This is a genomic window from Bacteroides sp. CACC 737 (genome assembly GCF_013874375.1).
GTDB classification, from domain to species: Bacteria; Bacteroidota; Bacteroidia; order Bacteroidales; family Bacteroidaceae; genus Bacteroides; species Bacteroides uniformis.
Genome location: NZ_CP059408.1, coordinates 2,589,285 through 2,610,949, shown reverse-complemented (window position 1 = coordinate 2,610,949; position 21,665 = coordinate 2,589,285). Strand labels below are relative to the sequence as shown.

General features: G+C 47.2%; 18 protein-coding genes. 7 read left to right on the top strand and 11 right to left on the bottom strand.

The features are described 5' to 3' along the window. Positions 1-16: 16 nt before the first annotated feature. Positions 17-619, bottom strand: coding sequence for a Holliday junction branch migration protein RuvA (gene ruvA / locus H1A11_RS11415; RefSeq protein WP_005833022.1), 603 nt, complete (start codon positions 617-619; stop codon positions 17-19). Between the two features lie 195 nt (positions 620-814). On the opposite strand from ruvA, the gene H1A11_RS11410 reads away from it, so the two are divergent. Next, on the top strand, positions 815-1,714 hold the full coding sequence (locus H1A11_RS11410) for a diaminopimelate dehydrogenase (protein WP_044467617.1): 900 nt from the start codon (positions 815-817) through the stop codon (positions 1,712-1,714). 132 nt (positions 1,715-1,846) lie between these two features. On the opposite strand, the gene rseP is transcribed toward H1A11_RS11410, so the two are convergent. The 7 genes from rseP to tsaB form a co-directional block, all read right to left on the bottom strand. Continuing rightward, positions 1,847-3,178: an RIP metalloprotease RseP gene (rseP, locus tag H1A11_RS11405; protein ID WP_181757228.1), complete on the bottom strand. Its 1,332-nt coding sequence runs from the start codon at positions 3,176-3,178 to the stop codon at positions 1,847-1,849. Between the two features lie 112 nt (positions 3,179-3,290). Then, a complete protein-coding gene (locus tag H1A11_RS11400; protein WP_181757227.1) occupies positions 3,291-4,436 on the bottom strand; it encodes a 1-deoxy-D-xylulose-5-phosphate reductoisomerase in 1,146 nt (381 codons plus the stop codon). 36 nt (positions 4,437-4,472) lie between these two features. After that, positions 4,473-5,330 carry a M23 family metallopeptidase gene (locus tag H1A11_RS11395; RefSeq protein ID WP_181757226.1) on the bottom strand — a complete coding sequence of 286 codons (858 nt, stop codon included), beginning with the start codon at positions 5,328-5,330 and terminating at the stop codon, positions 4,473-4,475. Next, positions 5,327-5,863, bottom strand: a complete 537-nt coding sequence (rimM, locus tag H1A11_RS11390) for a ribosome maturation factor RimM (protein WP_181757225.1) — start codon at positions 5,861-5,863, stop codon at positions 5,327-5,329. The genes H1A11_RS11395 and rimM overlap by 4 nt, the downstream gene beginning before the upstream one ends. 1 nt (position 5,864) lies before the next feature. Continuing rightward, on the bottom strand, positions 5,865-7,172 hold the full coding sequence (gene murA / locus H1A11_RS11385; protein ID WP_117600505.1) for a UDP-N-acetylglucosamine 1-carboxyvinyltransferase: 1,308 nt from the start codon (positions 7,170-7,172) through the stop codon (positions 5,865-5,867). Between the two features lie 98 nt (positions 7,173-7,270). Then, on the bottom strand, positions 7,271-7,891 hold the full coding sequence (locus H1A11_RS11380) for a DUF4290 domain-containing protein (protein WP_117600504.1): 621 nt from the start codon (positions 7,889-7,891) through the stop codon (positions 7,271-7,273). Positions 7,892-8,012: 121 nt separating this feature from the next. After that, on the bottom strand, positions 8,013-8,705 hold the full coding sequence (tsaB, locus tag H1A11_RS11375) for a tRNA (adenosine(37)-N6)-threonylcarbamoyltransferase complex dimerization subunit type 1 TsaB (RefSeq protein ID WP_174647104.1): 693 nt from the start codon (positions 8,703-8,705) through the stop codon (positions 8,013-8,015). Positions 8,706-8,796: 91 nt separating this feature from the next. On the opposite strand from tsaB, the gene H1A11_RS11370 reads away from it, so the two are divergent. The 5 genes from H1A11_RS11370 (at position 8,797) to H1A11_RS11350 (ending at position 13,421) form a co-directional block, all read left to right on the top strand. Further along, entirely contained in the window at positions 8,797-9,681 is an 885-nt protein-coding gene (locus H1A11_RS11370; RefSeq protein WP_174647103.1) for a YicC/YloC family endoribonuclease, read from the top strand. 10 nt (positions 9,682-9,691) lie between these two features. Continuing rightward, on the top strand, positions 9,692-10,255 hold the full coding sequence (gmk, locus tag H1A11_RS11365; protein WP_117600502.1) for a guanylate kinase: 564 nt from the start codon (positions 9,692-9,694) through the stop codon (positions 10,253-10,255). After that, positions 10,252-10,488: a hypothetical protein gene (locus H1A11_RS11360; protein WP_117600501.1), complete on the top strand. Its 237-nt coding sequence runs from the start codon at positions 10,252-10,254 to the stop codon at positions 10,486-10,488. The genes gmk and H1A11_RS11360 overlap by 4 nt, the downstream gene beginning before the upstream one ends. A gap of 25 nt (positions 10,489-10,513) precedes the next feature. Continuing rightward, positions 10,514-11,083: a nicotinate (nicotinamide) nucleotide adenylyltransferase gene (gene nadD, locus H1A11_RS11355; RefSeq protein ID WP_174647102.1), complete on the top strand. Its 570-nt coding sequence runs from the start codon at positions 10,514-10,516 to the stop codon at positions 11,081-11,083. A gap of 133 nt (positions 11,084-11,216) precedes the next feature. Further along, entirely contained in the window at positions 11,217-13,421 is a 2,205-nt protein-coding gene (locus H1A11_RS11350; RefSeq protein WP_178291856.1) for a beta-N-acetylglucosaminidase, read from the top strand. A gap of 95 nt (positions 13,422-13,516) precedes the next feature. Here the strand turns inward: H1A11_RS11350 and H1A11_RS11345 are convergent, their stop codons facing one another. The 3 genes from H1A11_RS11345 to H1A11_RS11335 all read right to left on the bottom strand — a co-directional run bounded on the left by H1A11_RS11345 (position 13,517) and on the right by H1A11_RS11335 (position 18,934). Further along, entirely contained in the window at positions 13,517-14,755 is a 1,239-nt protein-coding gene (locus tag H1A11_RS11345; protein ID WP_181757224.1) for a GTP-binding protein, read from the bottom strand. 189 nt (positions 14,756-14,944) lie between these two features. Further along, on the bottom strand, positions 14,945-16,282 hold the full coding sequence (locus H1A11_RS11340) for an NADP-specific glutamate dehydrogenase (RefSeq protein WP_117964151.1): 1,338 nt from the start codon (positions 16,280-16,282) through the stop codon (positions 14,945-14,947). 363 nt (positions 16,283-16,645) lie between these two features. After that, entirely contained in the window at positions 16,646-18,934 is a 2,289-nt protein-coding gene (locus H1A11_RS11335; RefSeq protein WP_181757223.1) for an NADP-dependent malic enzyme, read from the bottom strand. Positions 18,935-19,109: 175 nt separating this feature from the next. Between H1A11_RS11335 and H1A11_RS11330 the strand changes: the two genes are divergently transcribed. Further along, the gene (locus tag H1A11_RS11330; protein ID WP_181757222.1) at positions 19,110-21,614 is read left to right on the top strand and encodes a family 20 glycosylhydrolase; all 2,505 of its coding nucleotides are present in this window, start codon (positions 19,110-19,112) and stop codon (positions 21,612-21,614) included. The last annotated feature ends 51 nt before the right edge of the window (positions 21,615-21,665 follow it).

Here is a 21,665-nt window from a genome sequence, read left to right as displayed (position 1 = left end):
TTGTTTTAGATAAAGGTTATAGTCTTTTTAATGCCAATTTGATGACTTGTTCCACCGGTGCACTTGGTTCTTCCTTCAAAATGGCAAGCACTACTTTTTGTGAGGGGGCTTGTGCAAAGCCCAGCATGGTAAGGGCGGCTACGGCTTCTTCTTGTACTTGTGCGTTGGCTGCCGATACCAGTGTACCTATGGTCCCTGCGTTGCCGGCTACAACGCTGCCGGTCTTGATTTTGTCTTTTAAATCCACAATTATCCGTTGGGCTGTTTTCAGCCCGATACCCTTGACTGTTTTCAGTAGAGTGGCATTTTCCGTGCTGATGACATTTATCAGTTCGGATGGCGAGAGTGCCGAGAGAATCATGCGGGCTGTATTTCCGCCGATGCCTGAAACGGAGATGAGCAGCAGGAATAGTTCGCGTTCCTGCTTGTCGGCGAATCCGTAGAGGACATAGGCGTCTTCACGGATAGCTTCGTATATATATAGTTTGCATTCTTTCTTGCCCTGGATGGCGGCATACGTGTTCAATGAAATATTGACGCCGTATCCCAATCCGTTGCAGTCTATTATTGCGGTTGCCGGACTTAGTTCGGCAATTCCGCCTCTGATGTATTCTATCATAATTCTTTTACTTGTCGGCCCAAAATGCGCCTTGCATACATATCATCTGCGAATGTATGAATTATTATTGGACTTTCACTCACTAAAAAAAGAAAAACTGTGTGAAACAGCAGGGAGTTCTGCCGATATAATAAATTAAAATGCTTACTTTTGCGCCGATAAAGTAGAAAACTGATAAATAAATTCATAAAAAGAATGAAAAAAGTAAGAGCGGCCATCGTTGGCTATGGTAATATCGGGCATTATGTGCTCGAAGCCCTGCAAGCAGCTCCCGATTTCGAAATTGCCGGTGTAGTACGCCGTGCCGGAGCTGAAAACTGTCCTGCGGAACTGAGTGCATATCCCGTTGTGAAGAATATCAAGGAACTGAAAGACGTGGATGTTGCTATCCTTTGTACGCCTACCCGCAAGGTGGAAGAGTATGCAAAGGAGATCCTTGCTTTAGGCATTCATACTGTGGACAGTTTCGATATCCATACGGGTATCACTGCCTTGCGCCGCACACTGGATGCAGAGGCTAAAAAGCATAATACGGTATCCATCATTTCTGCCGGCTGGGACCCGGGTAGTGACTCCATTGTCCGCACTATGCTGGAAGCCATTGCTCCGAAAGGCATTACCTATACTAATTTTGGTCCGGGTATGAGCATGGGACACACCGTGGCTGTAAAGGCCATCGAAGGTGTGAAAGCCGCTCTTTCCATGACTATTCCTACAGGAACCGGCATTCACCGTCGTATGGTGTACATTGAGTTGAAGGATGGTTACGAATTTGATAAGGTGGCTGCAGCCATCAAAGCCGACCCGTACTTCGTGAATGACGAAACACATGTAAAATTGGTTCCGAGTGTGGATGCACTGCTCGATATGGGTCATGGGGTAAACTTGACCCGTAAGGGTGTGTCCGGCAAGACGCAGAACCAGCTATTTGAGTTCAACATGCGTATTAACAATCCTGCCCTCACGGCACAAGTGCTGGTATGTGTGGCGCGTGCCGCTATGCGTCAGCAGCCGGGTTGCTATACAATGGTTGAAGTTCCGGTAATAGACCTGCTTCCGGGCGATAGAGAAGAGTGGATCGGCCATTTGGTATAAGACACAGAAAAAACAGATGATGTGTTTGGCTCAAACGCATCGTCTGCTTGCCCCGAACACATCATCTGTTTGATGTAAATGCATCATCCGTTCTACTGCGAATGGATGATGCGTTTTTTTATGTCTTGTTCTTTAAAAGAAATACCTCAGTATATCGTTGAAGTTTGCCCAAATCAGCAAACCGAACAAGAGGAACATGCCCACCATCTGCGCACGTTCCATAAACTTGTCGCTGGGCTTGCGGCGTGCAATGATTTCGTAAATGAGGAATAACACGTGTCCGCCGTCCAGTGCGGGGATGGGCAGAATATTCATAAAGGCAAGGATGATGGAGAGGAATGCCGTCATGTACCAGAACTGGTGCCAGTCCCACGTGGCGGGGAAAATACTGCCGATGGTTCCGAAACCTCCGAGTTGCTTGGCTCCTTCCTTGGAGAAGAGATATTTCATCTGGCCTACGTAGCCTTTCAGAGTCTTTACCCCCAAAGATACGCCGGCAGGGAAAGAGGAAAGGAAACTGTATTCCTTACGGACAACGGGCAGCAGCTTGTCGGTTGCTGTACGTGCTGCCACGCCTATTTCATAGTCGGCATTGGTTATCATGCTCAAAGTATCTGTTACACCGTTACGGACGTATGTTAAGGTTACCTCATGGGATGCGTTGGCTTTCTTGCGCTTCAGCATCTCTTCTTTGAAGTCGTAGTAGCTTATTGACTTTCCATCCAAGTGGGTGATGCTGTCGCCCACTTGCAGACCGGCGGAAGCGGCAGGGTATCCTACAATCAGGCTGTCGACTACATAAGGGAAACGGAAACTGGCGAAACGCACACTGTCTGCCAGCAAGCGGTTCATCATGTCTTCGGGGATGTAGACTGAAGCAGCTTCCCCGTCACGCAATACGCTTACCTGGCGGGCATCGACAATATTGGTCAGCAGGTCGCCGTCATAGCGTTCGAACGGTACCCCGTCGGCAGATATTAGGATATCGCCGTCGCGGAAGCCTATGGCTTTGGCTGTTTCGTTAAAATCCATACCCAATGGGGCTTTTTGTACTGGTATATATTCGTCGCCCCAAGTAAAAAGTATCATGGAATAGATGAACAATGCGAGCAGGAAGTTGAACAATACACCGCCTACCATAATCAGTAGGCGCTGCCATGCCGGCTTGGCACGGAACTCCCATGGCTGCATGGGTTGCTTCATCTGTTCGGTATCCATAGATTCGTCTATCATACCTGCTATTTTTACATAACCACCTAAGGGTAGCCACCCGATACCATATTCCGTGTCACTGTGTTTGGGCTTGAACTTGAATAATGTGAACCAAGGGTCAAAGAATAAGCAGAACTTTTCTACCCGCGTCTTGAACAGACGCGCAAAAAGGAAGTGCCCCCCCTCATGAACAATAACGAGCAACGAGAGGCTCATAATGAGTTGCAGGGCACGAATCAAGAATGTTTCCATCTAATTATTTGCTGTTTTACGATTTTTATAATTTTCGCAAAGGTACGTTTTCTTATTTAACGTATCAAATGAGTAGATGTTTTTTATAATTCTTTTCATTCCGGTGTATCTATCAAATCAGCTCTTCTGCTATCCGTCGGGCTTCGGCATCCGTAGCCACATAGTCTTCATAGGTGGGCTTCTGTAAGTAGGATACACGCGACATGGTCTTTTCTATTACTTCACTCATGCCAAGGAACGAAATTTTGTCCTGCAGGAAGGCGGCTACCACCACTTCATTGGCGGCATTGACAATGCAAGGCATATTGCCTGCACGATGCAATGCTTCGTAGGCCAGGGCGAGGTTACGGAAACGGGTGGTGTCCGGTTGCTCGAACGTCAGTTCCGTACACAGCTTGAAGTCCAGGCGCGGGAAAGAGGCTTTCAACCGGTCGGGGTAGGAGAAGGCGTATTGGATGGGCAGGCGCATGTCCGGCATTCCCAGTTGTGCTTTCACGGCACCGTCCTCAAACTGTACCATGGAGTGAATGACGGATTGCGGGTGTACCACGACTTCTATCTGGTTGGGACGTACACCGAACAGCCATTTGGCTTCGATAACCTCGAACCCTTTGTTCATCATGGAAGCAGAGTCTATCGTGATTTTGGCGCCCATGTCCCAATTGGGGTGTTTCAGTGCTTGCGCTTTGGTGACGGTTGCCAGTTGCTCCATGGTGCAGGTGCGGAACGGACCTCCGGAGGCAGTCAGTATCACTTTTTCTATTTGGTTGCCTATCTCGCCGGCCAGGCACTGGAAAACGGCGGAGTGCTCGGAGTCGACGGGCAGGATGGGGACACCGCTGAAGCGTGCCAGGTCATTGATGAGCTCTCCCGCCACCACCAGCGTCTCTTTGTTGGCAAGGGCTATCGGCTTACGGGCGCGGATGGCATTCATGGTAGGCTTCAGCCCTGCATATCCCACCATGGCGGTCAATACCATATCGATGGGATTTTCGGTCACAATCTGGCAGAGGGCATCTGCGCCGGCATATACCTTGATAGGTAGGTCGGCAAGCGCTTCTTTCAGTTGCGTGTAGTTCGATTCGTTGGCTATTACCACTGCCTCAGGCTTGAATTTGCGTGCCTGGGCTATGAGTTCCTCTACGCGGTTATTGGCGGTCAATACGTATGCTTCGTACTGGTCGGGATGTTCTTCGATGACCTGCAACGCTTGTGTACCGATGGAACCGGTAGAACCGAGTATGGCAATCTGTTTCATTTACTATTATGCTATTTACAATTTACTATTTGGAGATTAAAATACGATGTAAAGCTCGGGATTTACGGCCCTGCCCTTATGCCACAGCTCGAAGTGAAGATGGGGACCGGTGGACAGCTCGCCGGTGTTTCCTACCAGTGCGATGGCTTCACCCCCTTTCACCGCATCGCCTTCTCGCTTCAGCAGAGAGCCGCAATGCTTGTAAACTGACACGAAGTCCTGGTTGTGCTGTATTTCTATCAGATAACCCGTCTCGGCAGTGTAGGTACTCAGTATGACGGTACCGTCTAAGGTGGCCAATACGCTTTCGCCCGGATTGGCGGCAATGTCCGTGCCGAAGTGTTTTGTTTCGGCATTGAAGGGAGATGAAATCATGCCGCGTGTGGGGCGGTAGAAAATCAGTCCGTCTATTTCGGGGCGGGCGGTGATGCTCGTCAGGTTGTACTTTTCTGTCTCCTCGTACTGCTTGCGGAATTCGGCTTCCCGTTGTGTACGTTCCATGAGCGAATCTTCGCGCAGGTTGGTCAACGAGTCGATGGAGTGTATGGTATCTGCCTTTATCTTGCCCTGGAAGATGTCCTGGATATTCATGATATAAAGGTTCTGTCTGTTCACCAGTTGCTGAAGGGAATCTACGCGTAAGGCATTCTCCACTACCTGGGCACGGATTTCACTGTTCATATATCCGGGCAGGTAGTTGCGCAGCGGGGTGAAGGCTACAATCAAGGAGGCGATGAGAAACAATATGAACAACACGGAGAGTAATACGGACAGTCCGTTCAGCTTGGATACGCGTAACGTGATGATATCCTCAAGGGTATTTTCGTTTGTAATTGTCAGTCTGTACTTGAACTTGATGTTGCTCCAAAATGCTTTTCTCCGTTTCTTTTTCATACCTCTTCTGTTTCGTCCAAAGCTATCAAACCTTCCGGCAGGTCTACGGTGATGACCTTGTGCTTCTGGTCAATGTCTATAATAAACTCTTCTTGTGCCGGCACCAGCAGTTCTTCTCCCTGATAATCTACCACAAACAGTGTGTTGATGGTCGATGTGTCCACGTCCGTCACTTCTCCCAGCGCGCCGTGATGTACTTCCTCCATACGGAAACCGACGAAGAAGTCCCAACTCAGTTTACCCGGTCCTGCCTCTTCCGCATGCTTTACGGGGAAGTAGACCTCAATATTGGTGAACATGCGGGCGCGTTCTGCCGTGTCTACGCCTTCCAGTTTGACAAGGGCGGTGGTGTCGGAGCGGAAACGGTATTCTTCCAAGAAGAAAGGCACCAGTATACCGTCCAGCAGGCAGATTAGGTATTCGGCCTCCACCCGGTCGAAGATGTCATCCGTAAAAGTGAACGACAATTCTCCGTGAATACCGTGGGGCTTGTTGAATATACCTATCTTATATACTTCTTCTCTCTTTATCATCTTATTCTATTCTTGTTATTCTTGCTCCGAGTGCATTCAGTCGTCCTTCAATATTCTGATATCCCCGGTCTATCTGCTCTATATTATGGATGCGGCTGATGCCGTCCGCACTCATGGCAGCTATCAGCAGGGCGATACCGGCACGGATATCGGGCGAGGTCATGTTGCCGCCGCGTAGTTTGAAGCCGTGGTCATGTCCGATGACAACGGCACGGTGCGGGTCGCAGAGGATGATTTGCGCTCCCATATCTATCAGCTTGTCCACAAAGAACAAGCGGCTTTCGAACATTTTCTGGTGAATGAGTACACTGCCTTTTGCCTGGGTGGCAACCACCAGCAGCACACTGAGCAAGTCTGGTGTCAGTCCGGGCCAGGGTGCGTCGGCAATGGTCATGATGGAGCCGTCGATAAAGGACTCTATCTGGTACGTCTCTTGTGAGGGCACGTAAATGTCATCTCCTCGCTGCTCCATCTTGATGCCGAGGCGGCGGAAACTGTCGGGGATAATTCCCAAGTTCTCGTAGGAGACATTCTTGATGGTCAGTTCGCTACGGGTCATGGCTGCCATGCCGATGAAACTGCCCACTTCAATCATGTCGGGGAGGATGGTATGCTCGGTTCCGTGCAGCTCGTCCACTCCTTCGATAGTCAGGAGGTTGGAGGCGATGCCTTCTATCTTAGCTCCCATCCGGTTCAGCATTCTGCAAAGTTGCTGCACGTAGGGTTCGCAGGCGGCGTTGTAGATGGTGGTCTTGCCTCTGGCAAGGACTGCTGCCATTACAATATTGGCGGTTCCCGTTACAGATGCCTCGTCGAGTAGCATATAACTGCCATGCAGTTGTTTGGCTGATATTTCGTAGATGCCACGTTTCTCATTATAGATGAAGTTGGCTCCTAAATTTTGGATACCAATAAAATGTGTATCCAGACGGCGGCGTCCTATCTTGTCTCCGCCCGGCTTGGAAATCATGGCCTTGCCGAAACGTGCCACCATCGGCCCCACCAGCATGACGGAACCGCGCAGGCTGGAACATTTTTTCAGGAACGCGTCACTTTCCAGATAGGCGAAATCAATGTCGGCAGCTTGAAAACTGTAAGTGTCAATGCCTTTTTTAGATACGCTGACTCCCATATCCCGCATCAATTGGATAAGGTTGTTGACGTCCAGTATGTCCGGGATATTGTGCACAGTCACCTCTTCGGCAGTGAGCAATGTGGCGCAGATAATTTGCAACACCTCGTTTTTTGCTCCTTGGGGGTAAATGTCACCGGAAAGTCTGTGTCCTCCTTCGATTACAAATGATGCCATGAAGTTAGTGATTAGGGGTTAGTGATTAGTAATTAGTGGTCTGCATGGTGATGCCACATGACATTCATCACTAACCACTAATCGCTAATCATTCAATTTTAGTATTTTCGTTTATTGTTCCGGTTGTTATTCCGGTTATTTTGGTTGTTCACCTTCGGACGGTAGTTCTGGTCAATACGTTCGGCCATGAGTCGGACGATGCTGTCTGTCATTTGCAGTTTTCCGTCAGAGAGTTCGGTGAGGTCATCTGAAATTTTACGGTCATCGACGGTATCTTTATTCCATGCCATGTAATCTTTCTTCATGTGATTGCAGATGAGGGCTATCAAGTTCTGTTTCTCGTCTCCTTCCGGGAATTCGATAGCTTTCTTTATCAGTACTTCCAGCGTACGGCCGTAGTGGCGGTAACGGATTTTGGTACTGGGGTAGGGGATACTCTCCGGCTTAGTGTTCAGATTGTCCTTGCGGATAATCTCGTACGGATAATCTATATCCAGTTGGAAGTTGGCCATGATGGCAAGGTGGTCCCACAGCTTATGTTTGAAGTCGGGCACATCGCGCAAATGGGGAAACATGTTTCCCATGATGTTGATGATTGTATTTGCGCAACGCTGGCGTTCTGCGCGGTCTTCGATTGTCAGCGCGTGGTCTACCATATTCTGGATGCTGCGACCATATTCGGGCAGGGGCATCCGTTTTTGTTGGGTGTTATATTGCATCTTTAATTAGTGATTAATGTTCAATGATTAGTGATTAGGGTTTAACGATTAGTGGTTAGTGATTAATGGGCTACGCAGTGATACCGCATGGTATTCATCCCTAATTCCTAATCGCTAAACCCTAAATAAGTTTCTTTGGCGTGCCGGCTACAAATTCCTTCAAATAGAAGGGCTCGAAATAGGCCACATCCTTGAAGTCTTGTTCGGCTATTGCCTTCTCTGCCAACGGAAACATCATGCTGGCAAGAGGTTGGATGCCGTCGATGAAGTGTGCATTGGGATGCGTGATTTTCTCTTTGCATTTGGCCGCACCGTCACCGAAGAAGTAGACGGGATGTTGCTCTAAGAATTTCAGGTAGGAACTTTCGTCCACAATATCGGCTCCAATGTCGCGCACCGGTTTCAAGGCACGGTCGTAGATGGCAGCATAGACTTCCATGCGGCGGGCGTCAATCATGGGACAGAGCAGTGCGTCGTCGGGTAGCTCATCGTGGTAGAGTAATACCGGTACACACTGAACTTTCAGGGTTTCCAGTCCGATAAGTGGCAGGTTACGTCCATAGCAGACACCTTTTGCCATTGACACGCCGATACGCAACCCGGTATACGAACCTGGGCCGCAGCTTACGGCGACTGCATCCAACGGCATGGCATGGCTATCGGCAAAGGATAGCGCCTCGTCCACAAAGACTCCCAATGAAACGGCGTGTGAAGGGCCATTCAGGTCCTCTTTCTTGAAAACGTTCTGTCCGTCCTCGCTCACGGCTACGGAGCAGGTAGAAGTGGACGTTTCAATATGCAAGATACATGACATAACTTTTATTCTTGATTTTATTGTGGCAAATTTACGTGATTATTTTCACTAATTAAAATAATCGTGTAATTTTGCGCAAAACTATAACATTATGATACAATCCATGACAGGCTACGGCAAAGCAACCGTCGAACTGCCTGATAAGAAAATCAACGTTGAAATAAAGTCGCTCAATAGTAAGGCAATGGACTTATCTGCTCGTATTGCTCCGCTTTATCGTGAGAAAGAGATGGAAATCCGTAATGAAATATCACGGAAACTGGAACGCGGAAAGGTGGATTTCAGCCTTTGGATAGAAAAGAAAGAGAGTGCGGAAAGTGCCACTCCCATCAATCAGACATTGGTGGAGGGATACTACAAGCAGATTCGTGCCATATCCGAAAATCTTGGAATACCTGTACCGGATGCGACGGACTGGTTTGCCACGTTGCTCCGCATGCCGGATGTGATGACCAAGAATGAAACGCAGGAACTGAGTGAGGAAGAATGGACTGTGGTTTATTCGGCTGTGGAAAAGGCTGTCGGTGCGCTGGTGGACTTCCGTAAGCAGGAAGGAGCTGCCCTTGAAAAGAAGTTCCGTGAGAAGATCTCCAACATCTCCCATCTGTTGGAGACTATCGCTCCCTATGAGAAAGAGCGTGTAGCCAAAGTGAAGGAACGTATTACAGATGCACTGGAAAAGACCTTGAGTGTGGATTATGACAAGAACCGCCTGGAGCAGGAACTCATCTACTACATCGAAAAGCTGGATGTGAACGAAGAAAAACAGCGTCTTGGCAATCATCTGAAATATTTTATCAATACGCTGGAAACCGGAACCGGCCAAGGCAAGAAGTTAGGGTTCATCGCTCAGGAGATGGGACGTGAAATCAATACCTTGGGCAGTAAGTCCAATCATGCGGAGATGCAGAAGATTGTCGTTCAGATGAAGGATGAACTGGAGCAAATCAAGGAACAAGTATTGAATGTAATGTGATTTAAATTTCATGGCAAAACTTATCATATTTTCAGCCCCTTCGGGTTCCGGAAAGTCGACGATTATCAACTATCTGCTGACTCAGAATCTGAATCTCTCATTTTCCATCTCGGCAACCAGTCGCCCGCCTCGCGGAACGGAGGAAGATGGAGTGGAATATTTCTTTCTGACTCCCGATGAATTCCGCCACCGCATAGCCAATGATGAATTCTTGGAGTATGAAGAGGTGTATCAGGACCGTTTTTACGGGACACTGAAGGAGCAGGTGGAAAAACAATTGGCTGCCGGGCAGAATGTTGTGTTCGATGTGGATGTAGTGGGTGGTTGCAATATTAAGAAATTCTATGGTGAACGTGCATTGTCTGTTTTCATTCAACCGCCTTCGGTGGAGGAATTGCGCAAGCGCCTGGTAGGACGCGGAACAGATGCTCCCGAAGTGATAGAGAGTCGCGTGGCGAAAGCCGAATATGAATTGGGCTTTGCATCGAGATTTGATACGGTGATTGTGAATGATGACTTGGAAACAGCTAAAGCGGAAGCCTTGAAAGTGATTACTCAATTTTTGAACTCATGAAGCAAAATGGAGGACTGCATAACCAGTTGGCACCGAAAAAGAAGAATAATCCGAAGCTCAATAGGGCATTGCTGATTATTAACTGCATCTTATTTCTTTGTGCCCTTGTTGTCGGTATCTTGTATATACATTATCAGGAATCTCGGACAAGCATTCCGATGTTTCTTATTGCTGTGGTGACGGCTGTCAATTCATGGACTGCCTGGCGTGCGTTGAAAGGACACCCTTTGTGATTTTCTTGTTTAAATTAATAGAATAGTGGATATAGGAATCTTCAGTGGCTCATTCAACCCGATACACATCGGACATTTGGCCCTCGCCAACTATCTTTGCGAATACGGGGACCTGGATGAAGTGTGGTTTATGGTCACCCCCCACAATCCGCTGAAGGAAGAAAACGATCTGATGGATGACAAGTTACGTTTGAAGCTGGTGCAGCTAGCCACTGAGGGTTATCCCAAGTTTCGCGCTTCCGATTTTGAATTCCATCTGCCTCGGCCTTCTTATACTGTTCATACGTTGGACGTGCTGAAACGGACTTATCCCCAACACACTTTCCATCTTGTCATTGGTTCGGACAACTGGAAGCTGTTCCACCGTTGGTACGAGTCGGAACGCATTATTGCCGAAAATCATCTTCTGGTTTATCCTCGTCCCGGCTATCCGGTAGAGACTGCCTCTTTACCGCAGAATGTACGGACTGTTTCTTCTCCGGTATTCGAAATCAGCTCCACTTTTATCCGTCGAGCCATGGAGGAGGGAAAAGATGTACGCTACTTCCTGCATCCGGCAGTGTGCGATGAACTCAAACGGATGCAGAATAAATGAATCTTTAAACTGAAATAAATGTCTGTATTTGTACGTGTTTTCATATTTATTTCTTATTTTTGAACGTATCAACCTTGAATGCATGGAAGAGTTTTCTTAATACATAGATATTCCTTAATTTAATAATCCGCTTATGAGAAAAAAATTACTATTACTGGGAGCATTCGGTATGTTGACGACAGCGACGCTTTGTGCGCAAGAATTTCATTTGCAACCTACTCCCCAAGAATATATTACGCAAAAAGATTCTGTTGATATTCCCCAACAATACCAGATCCTTTCCGGCAATTCCGTGCAGGACGGACCTGCGTTGCCTTTACTCCGTTCATTGATGCCGGAAGAGGTGCTTGGCGCTTCTTTCCGTGTATATATAGGAGTGAAAGGAGATAAGATTATCAAGAAATACCAACATAGGATTCCACGCAAATCCGAAGGTTATTTCCTGAAAATTGAAAAAGACTGCATCGTCATAGCCGGTGCTGACGAGCGGGGAGCGTACTATGGTGTACAGACTCTTGCGCAGTTGCTTGCTTTGGGTAAGCTGCCTTTGGCTGAAGTGACGGACTATCCCGATGTTCCCTATCGGGGTGTGGTGGAAGGGTTTTACGGTGCTCCTTGGAGTCAGGAGGCGCGTATACGCCAGCTTGATTTTTATGGTCGGAACAAAATGAATGTCTATATCTATGGACCGAAAGACGACCCTTATCACCGGACTCCCAACTGGCGCAAGCCTTATCCTGCCCAAGAAGGAGAACAACTGAAGGTATTGGTAAATAGGGCGAAGGAGAACAATGTCATTTTCTATTGGGCCATTCATCCGGGTCAGGATATTCGCTGGAATGAAGAAGACCGCTCGTTATTGTTGCAGAAGTTCGAAAGCATGTACCAGTTGGGTGTGCGTGGTTTTGCCGTTTTCTTTGATGATATTTCGGGTGAAGGGACAAAGGCGGACAAGCAGGCTGAACTGTTGAACTATATTGACGACCATTTTGTAAAAGTCAAGCGGGATGTTGCACCATTGATATTGTGTCCCACAGAGTACAACAAGTCATGGACCGATGTAGAAGGAGGCTATCTCACTACGCTTGGTGATAAGTTGAACGAGGGTATCAAGGTGATGTGGACCGGTGATATGGTAGTTGCTACTATAGATAAGTCTACGCTGGACTTCGTCAATCCGCTGCTGAAACGTAAGGCGTATATTTGGTGGAATTTCCCCGTTTCGGATTATGTACAAGACCATTTGCTGCTAGGGCCGGTTTATGGAAACGGGCTTGATATAAAAGATGATATGTCTGCTTTTGTTTCCAATCCGATGGAACATGCCGAGGCTTCCAAAATCTCTCTGTACAGTGTAGCTGATTATACTTGGAATATGGAGAATTATGATAGTGAAACTTCTTGGAAACATGCAGTCAGAGACCTTATGCCACTTCATGCCGAATATTTGGAAATCTTCGCTGCTCATAATTCCGACCCGGGACAGAATGGACATCGTTTCCGCCGTGAAGAGTCCGTTGCCATTCAGCCTGCTCTCTCTGCCTTGTTGAAAGCTTATCAAGAGAAAAGCGAGATAGATGAAGATGCCTATCGGCAGGTAGCTGAGGAATGCCGGAAGATAATCGTTGCCGCTGATGGATTGCTTGCATCGGGAAATGAGAATCGTCCGTTGATAACTGAAATAAGGCCTTGGCTCATTCAGTTCAAACAAGTGGGAGAGTATGGTGCGGAGGTGCTGAACATGATACGCCTGCGCCAGCAGAAGGATGCATTTATAGGTAGCTACGAACACGCCCGCGCCCTGCTGGTGCTGATGGGTGAGACGGATGCCCAATATAAAGCGGGCATAAAGAGCGGCAGCCTGCATCTGATGCCTACTTTCAATGCTTTGTTCGAAGCGGCGACAACGGGCTATAATGCAGCGTTCCATGCCGGGCTTGATACAAAGGCTGTTTATTCTCCCTACACGTTGAAGAGCGACGTGAATCAGTTGGCTTCGCTTCCTATTCAGCAGAAGGGAAAGGTGAATACAATTATTCCGTCCAATGAAGTCATCAACTGGCAGGCAGGCGGTGTGCTGACCATTTCGATGGATTATGCCCGCCAGTTGAATTCGGTACTTATTGATTTGGGAGATGCGGAGGTGGCTAATTCTAAGTTTAAACTGGAAGTAACTTCGGATGGTACAAACTGGCAGGCGGTGGATTTGAAACCGGGATACAGAACGCAGGTGAAGGCATCTCTCAAGGAGTTGAGTGTTGCGAAGATGAGGTTGGTGAATGTATCCGACACAGAGCAGAAGGTGTATTTCAAAATGTTCCGTTTTACGGAGAATTGATATGGTTCCTGATTCTTAAAATAGAGTTACGCGCGTGGGACGATGCTCCCCGTTGTTCTTAAGATCGGAATGACGGGGAGCACTTTTTTAGGAAGTTATTCAAGGCATTTGTCCAAGTCGCGGATGATTTGCTCTTTATCCATATTTTGTCCGATGAATACTATCTTCAGCATGCGGTCGCCGTATTGTTCGTCCCAGTCTCTTAGCAATCCCGGTTCTTGGCGCATCAGTTCTATCATGTCTTCTTCGGGAGCGGTGGCATACCATTGTCCGGCTTCAGTTATTTTCTTCTGTATACCTGCTTGTTCAAAGAGGAAGGACATGTCGCGGTTGTGGCTGAAGTAGCAGACACCCTTGGCGCGGATAACGCTGCGGGGCCATTTGGTAGCGACATAGTGGTCGAACTTATGAATGTCGAATGCAGGACGGCGGTAGTAGACAAATGTGCCAATACCGTATTCTTCTACTTCACCTCCTTCGTGATGGTGGTGATGACATTTCTCGTGATGATGTTCGCTTTCATGATGATGTTCATCTTCGTGATGGTGATGATGACCCTTTTCATGATGGTAATGCGCCTCTTTTTCCTCCTCTTCGCTTACTTGTTGCTCTATGCCACGAATCCATCCGGCAGAAGTTGCGGCACGCTCAAAGTTAAAGAGGTGGGTATGGATAATCTTATCCAGGTCTACATCTGCATAGTTGCACTCTATAATTTCGGCACCGGGTTGCAAGGTGTGGATAATCTGCTTGATACGTTTTAATTCTTCGGGCTGTACTTCTGCTGCTTTGTTCAGCAGGATAATATTGCAGAACTCAATCTGCTGAATGATGAGGTTTTCTATATCTTCCTCATCAATGCCTTTGCGTGTCAAATCATCTCCGCAAGAAAATTCACTTTGCAGACGTAAGGCGTCCACCACGGTGGTAATGCAGTCTAAGCGGCAAATACCGTATTTAGTATACGCTCCTCCCATATGAGGAATGGAGCAGAGTGTTTGGGCAATAGGCTCCGGTTCACAGATGCCACTCGCCTCAATCACGATGTAGTCGAAGCGTTGCATCTTCATGATTTCGAACATCTGCTCTATCAGGTCTGTCTTCAGCGTACAGCAGATACAACCATTCTGTAGAGCTACCAGACTTTCCTCTTTCTTTCCCACCACGCCACCTTTCTGTATAAGGTCTGCATCAATGTTCACTTCGCCTATGTCATTGACGATAACGGCAAACTTAATGCCACGTTTATTAGAAAGGATGTGATTTACCAACGTCGTTTTGCCACTACCCAGATAACCGGTCAACAGCAGTACGGGGATTTCTGTTGTATTCATAATCGTTTGATTTTATTCAATGATGATGGTCTTCTTTCATTAACTTCTGCAAAAGTATCTGATTTATGTGACAATGGATTGGAAAAGAGATAATTTTTTGTTTCTTCTATATTATCTAAACAGAAAAAAGGTGAAAAGCTTTGAGCTCCTCACCTTTCTTCTGTTATAGTTGTACTATGGCTTTAGTCCTTACACAATCCCTTGTGCCATCATAGCCTTTGCCACCTTCATAAATCCGGCCACATTGGCACCCTTCACGTAATTTACATAACCGTCGGCTTCCGTACCATATTGCACGCAAGCTTCGTGAATGTTCTTCATGATGCTCTTCAATTTCTCGTCCACTTCCTCTGCACTCCAGCTCAACTTGATGGAGTTCTGAGTCATTTCGAGACCAGATACTGATACACCGCCAGCATTGGCTGCCTTACCCGGAGCATACAGAATCTTTGCATCCTGAAATACCTTGATGGCTTCCGGTGTAGAGGGCATGTTGGCACCTTCGGATACTGCCATTACCCCATTAGCTATCAACTGACGGGCATGGTCGCCATTCAATTCATTCTGAGTGGCAGAAGGCAAAGCGATATCAGCCTTTTCGCCCCAAGGCTTGGCTCCTTCCACATATTTCACACCCGGATATTGTTCAGCATATTCGCGGATACGTCCACGGTAGAGGTTTTTCAGCTCCATGATGTAATCCAACTTTTCGCGGTCAATGCCGTCCGGATCGTATACATAACCGTCAGAATCAGACATGGTCAATACCTTACCACCCAATTCCAATACTTTCTCGGCCGTATATTGAGCTACGTTACCGGAACCGGAAATCAGACAAGTTTTGCCTTTCAAGTCAGTACCCTTAGTCTTCAACATTTCCATCAAGAAGTAGATGTTACCGTAGCCGGTAGCTTCCGGACGAATCAGCGAACCGCCGAACTCACGGCCCTTACCGGTGAAAGTACCCGTAAATTCATGAGCCAGCTTCTTATACATACCGAACATGAAACCTACTTCGCGACCACCTACACCGATATCACCGGCAGGTACGTCTGTTTCAGGACCGATATGACGCCACAACTCCAGCATGAAAGCCTGAACGAAACGCATAACCTCAGCATTCGACTTGCCGCGCGGAGAGAAGTCCGAACCGCCTTTACCGCCACCCATAGGCAGAGTTGTCAATGAGTTTTTAAATGTCTGCTCGAAAGCAAGGAATTTCAGGATGCTCAGGTTTACAGAAGAGTGGAAACGAACACCGCCTTTATATGGGCCGATAGCGTTGTTGTGCTGCACACGATAGCCCATGTTGGTTTGTACGTTACCTTTATCGTCTACCCAAGTAACACGGAATTGGTAAACGCGATCGGGGATGCAAAGACGTTCAATCAGATTGGCTTTGTCAAACTCCGGATGCTTGTTATACTCTTCTTCAATCGTAGAAAGAACTTCTTCTACTGCTTGATGATACTCCGGTTCGTTGGGGAACCGTCTTTTCAGGTCTTCTAATACCTTAGCTGCATTCATAATCTATTTCTTTTATTGGTTGCTACTATATGTTACCTAAAACAATTCGATTTTCGGTTTGTTTCCTTTTCCTCTCATTGCGGTTGCAAAAGTACACATAAAAATGAAACGAGCAAACATTTTATAAAGAAAATGCGGTATAAAACAACAATTTTATTGTTTTATACCGCAAAATGGAATAAAAAGATATTATTTATCCTCTTTTTAGAGACTTTATGACGGGAATAAACACTAAAGCCGCCGAAATGGCAAGCGTTAGGATAATTGGACCGTCAATTCGTTCGACAGATATCAAAACAATGTAGCAAAGTGCTGCCCAAAGCAGCACAATGCAAACTATTTGGAATTTTGATAACGGTCGTCTCATTTGGCAGCCTTCTTTTTGTCTACGATAGCATCGATAACTGCTACTGCAGTGATGTTAACGATATCGCGCACGGAGCTCTCAAAATCGGTAAAGTGGATAGGCTTGTTCAATCCCATTTGGATAGGACCAATCAGTTCGGAGTCCGTATCCATCGCCTGCAACAGCTTGTAAGCAGAGTTTGCAGAACTCAAGTTCGGGAAAATCAGTGTGTTTACGTCTTTTCCTTTCAGGCGTGTAAACGGGTACTTGGCATCACGCATTTCGCGGTTCATGGCGAAATTCACCTGCATTTCTCCGTCAATGGCAAGGTCAGGATAGTTTTGTTGCATATAATCCACTGCTTCGTGTACACTTACCGGGCTACCTTCCTTATCCGCACCGAAGTTGGAGTAACTCAACATGGCCATTACCGGTGTATGATTGAAGAAGCGGACGGTATATTCCGACAGCTTGGCAATATCGATTAGCGTTTCGGCATTGGGATGACGGTTAATCAGCGTATCGGCCAGGAAGTATGTACCTTTTTTGGAGTTCAGGATATGCATGGTGCCGAAATGCTTGTATTCCGGACGGATGCCGATGACTTCCTTGGCAACCTTGATGGTATTGCTGTATTTGGTGTAAAGACCTGTGATGAAAGCGTCTGCTTCACCCGTTTCCACCATCATCATACCAAAGTAGTTACGTTCGAACATTTTGTCATTGGCTTCTTCGTAAGTGACTCCTTCGCGGGCACGTTTTTCAGATAGAATGCGGGCATAGCGTTCACGGCGCGGCGCTTCATCCGGATGACGCAGATTTACTATCTCAATACCTTCAAGGCTAAGGTCTAGTTCTTTTGCCAGCTTCTCGATGGCTTCGTCGTTGCCCAATATAATAGGATGACAGATACCTTCAGCCTTGGCTTCCACAGCAGCTTTCAGCATATTGGGGTGGATGCCTTCGGCAAATACCACACGTTGCGGGTTGCGGCGGGCGGTGTCGTAGAGTTGGCGGGTCAGTTTGCTTTCGTAACCCATCAGCTCGCGCAGTTGCAGGCGGTAGGCATCCCAGTCTTCGATGTCTTTACGGGCTACACCGCTTTCCATGGCGGCTTTGGCCACAGCGCAGGACACTTCGGTGATGAGGCGCGGGTCAACCGGTTTCGGGATGAAGTATTCGGGACCGAAGGTGAAGTTGTTTACGTGGTATGCCTCGTTCACCACATCGGGCACGGGCTGCTTGGCAAGGTTGGCAATGGCGTGCACGGCAGCAATTTTCATGGCTTCGTTGATGGCTTTTGCCTGCGTGTCGAGGGCACCGCGGAAGATGTAGGGGAAACCGATTACATTATTAATCTGGTTAGGATAGTCGGAACGACCGGTGGACATCAGTACGTCCGGACGTGCTGCCATGGCGTCTTCGTAAGAGATTTCCGGAGTAGGGTTGGCAAGGGCAAACACGATGGGATGGTCTGCCATGCTGCGAACCATGTCCTGGGTCAACACATTACCCTTTGACAGTCCGAGGAATACATCGGCGCCTTTGATGGCTTCTGCCAGAGTATGTACATCGCGACGGTCGGTGGCAAAGTAACGTTTTTGCTCGGTCAGATTCTCGCGATCGCTGGTAATGACTCCCTTACTATCCAGCATTAGGATATTTTCACGGCGTGCGCCGAGCGCTTCATACAGTTTGGTGCATGAGGTGGCGGAAGCCCCGGCACCGTTTACGACGATTTTCACTTCCTCTATCTTCTTGCCTGCCACTTCCAGGGCGTTCAGCAATCCTGCGCTGGAGATGATGGCGGTGCCGTGCTGGTCGTCGTGCATCACGGGGATGTCCAATTCCTCTTTCAGGCGGCATTCTATTTCGAAACATTCGGGTGCTTTGATGTCTTCCAAGTTGATACCTCCGAATGTTGGGGCAATAGCCTTGACAGCTTCGATGAACTTGTCGGGGTCTTTTTCATTTACTTCGATGTCGAATACGTCGATACCGGCATAAATTTTGAACAACAGACCTTTACCCTCCATGACGGGTTTGCCGCTGAGGGCGCCAATATCGCCCAGGCCGAGCACGGCGGTTCCGTTGGAGATGACAGCTACCAGATTGCCTTTTGCTGTATATTTATATGCATCTTGCGGGTTTTTCTCAATTTCGAGGCACGGTTCTGCAACGCCCGGAGAGTAGGCGAGAGAAAGATCGGTTTGTGTACTGTAAGGCTTGGTGGGTACTACTTCAATCTTACCCGGTTTGCCTTGCGAATGGTAGAGCAAGGCTGCTTCTTTGGTTATTTTAGCCATGGTAGAATAGTTAAATTGGTTATAATTTGGCTGCAAATGTAGGTATAAAAGTTCTAAATTGTAGCTCGCTGTCAATAAAATCTATTACTTTTATCAGTTAATTAGCTTAAAATGCTTATTTTTGGCATCAGATTTTAGAGATTACCCCCATTTATTAACTTAACATATGAGTTGCATGAGAATTTTGAAACTTCCTCTGGCAGGATTATTATTTTGTGTAATGGCACTATTTGCTGGATGTAAAACGAGTAATGAACCTAAGGCACCGGTTGCTCTGACCTGGGAAATGGGTGCAAGTGACATCGAACCCGGATATTATGAGAATACCTTTATTCTCAAGAATATCTCTCAAAAACCTCTAAAAAAGAACTGGACGATTTACTATTCACAGCTTCCCCGAGGGGTGAAGCAGGAAGGAGCCTCTGAAGTGAAGGTAGAGGTAGTGAACGGTAATTTTTTCAAAATGTATCCGACAGACGAATTTGCTTCGCTGGCTCCCGGTGATTCCATGCGGATTACTTTCCTTTGCACTTACAAGCTGGACCGGAACTCCCATGTACCGGAAGGAATTTATTGGGTGGAGACTGTGGATGGTAAAGAGGGCAGTCCGTTGCCCGTGGCTTTGAAGGCGCTGCCGCTTCCTTCTCCCGAGTCAATGAGCGGCTATCCGGATGCGACTAAGATTTATGAATCCAATCTTCGCTTGTCTGGTGCTCCTGCTTTGGTGCAGTCAGACATTCTTCCGTCTGTAAAGAAGGCGGTAGCCATTGAAGGCGATAATGTCGTATTGGAAGGTAAGGTAGCTTTGGCATTTCCGGAGAACTTTGCCGGTGAAGCCAAGTTGTTGAAAGAGAAACTGACAGGTTTGTATGGTTTGGAAGTTGTCGGAAATGCTTCCGTGAAGATTGTGCTGGAAGAACTGCTTGATAGGAAGGAGGCCGTAAATGATGAATATTATACTATCAATATAGGTGACAACCTGATAAAAATCAGTGCTGCCACTCCTCATGGCATCTTTAATGGTACACAGACACTTTTGTCAATGTTGAAGGATAAGCAGACACCTTATTTGCTGGAGGCAGTCTCCATCCGGGATTATCCGGACTTGGCATATCGTGGACAAATGATAGATATTGCCCGTAATTTCACCGCTCCGGAGAACTTGAAGAAACTGGTGGATATTTTTGCATCTTATAAATTGAATGTCCTGCATTTCCATTTTTGTGATGATGAAGCCTGGCGTTTGGAGATTCCCGGTTTGGAGGAACTGACTGCTGTGGGTAGCCGTCGCGGACATACCACTGACGAAAGCCAGTGCCTCTACCCATGTTATGACGGTGGCTATGACCCTGATGCAAAGACTGTAGGCAATGGATATTATAGCCGCGAGGAATTTATTGATTTGCTGAAGTATGCTGCCGAAAGACATGTCCGCATTGTTCCGGAAATAGAATCTCCGGGGCATGCCCGCGCTGCCATTGTCTCCATGAAGGCACGCTATAACAAATATTTTGAAACTGATCCGGGAAAAGCTACAGAATATATGTTGAGTGAACCGGAAGATACTTCACGTTATGTTTCTGTACAATATTATACGGACAATGTGATGAATGTCGCCTTGCCTTCTACCTACCGTTTTATGGAGAAGGTGATTCAGGAACTTAATGCGATGTATCAGGAAGCCGGTCTTTCATTGTTTACAGTGCATTTAGGTGGTGACGAAGTGCCTCGCGGCGTGTGGATGGGCTCCCCGAAATGTCAGGAACTGATGAAGAAAAAAGGCATGACGAAAGCTCATGATTTGTCGGAGTATTTCATTACGCAAATGGCGGATGTGATGCAGAAGAACGGACTGAAATTCAGTGGTTGGCAGGAAGTTGCTTTGGGGCATACCGAAGAGGCTCATCAACAGTTGAGGGGTCAGGCTGCCGGTGTGTATTGCTGGAATACTGTACCGGGCTCTGATGAAGTGGTTTATCAGACAGCCAATAACGGTTACCCGGTCATCCTTTGCAACGTGGGCAATTTCTATATGGATATGGCTTACAATGGTCATCCGGACGAGCGTGGACTCGATTGGGGAGGTTATGTGGATGAGTCTGTCTCTTTCTCTATGCTTCCTTTCAGCATTTATCGTTCGCTGCGTGTGGATATGGCAGGCAATCCCATTGATTTGGGTAATGCGGAAAAGGGGAAGACTGCTTTGACAGAGATAGGCAAGAAACATATTATGGGTGTACAAGGGCAATTATTCGCCGAAACTATCCGTAGTTTTGATGGCGTGGAATATCTTCTCTTCCCGAAAATCTTAGGGCTGGCAGAACGTGGCTGGAATGCTCATCCGGTATGGGAAAATCTGTCCGGCGTGCGGGAGCAGCAGGCTTTCAATCAGGCTTTGGCACTTTATTATGAGAAAATCAGCAAGAGTGAAATGCCTTATTGGGCAAAGAATGGGATTAACTTCCGCTTGCCTCAGCCGGGATTATTGGTAAAAGATGGAAATCTGTATGCTAATGTGGCCATTGATGGTGCTGAAGTACGTTACACAACTGATGGTTCGGAACCTACTGCCCAGTCAACCTTATGGAAAGAACCGGTGAAGTGTGGTTCCCTGGTCGTGAAAGCAAAGACCTTCTACCAAGGCAAGGAAAGTTTGACGATTATATTGAATGTTGAGTAATAGAGAATATTGAAATGAAAAGGGAGTGCATTGTCCGAAAATGCACTCCCT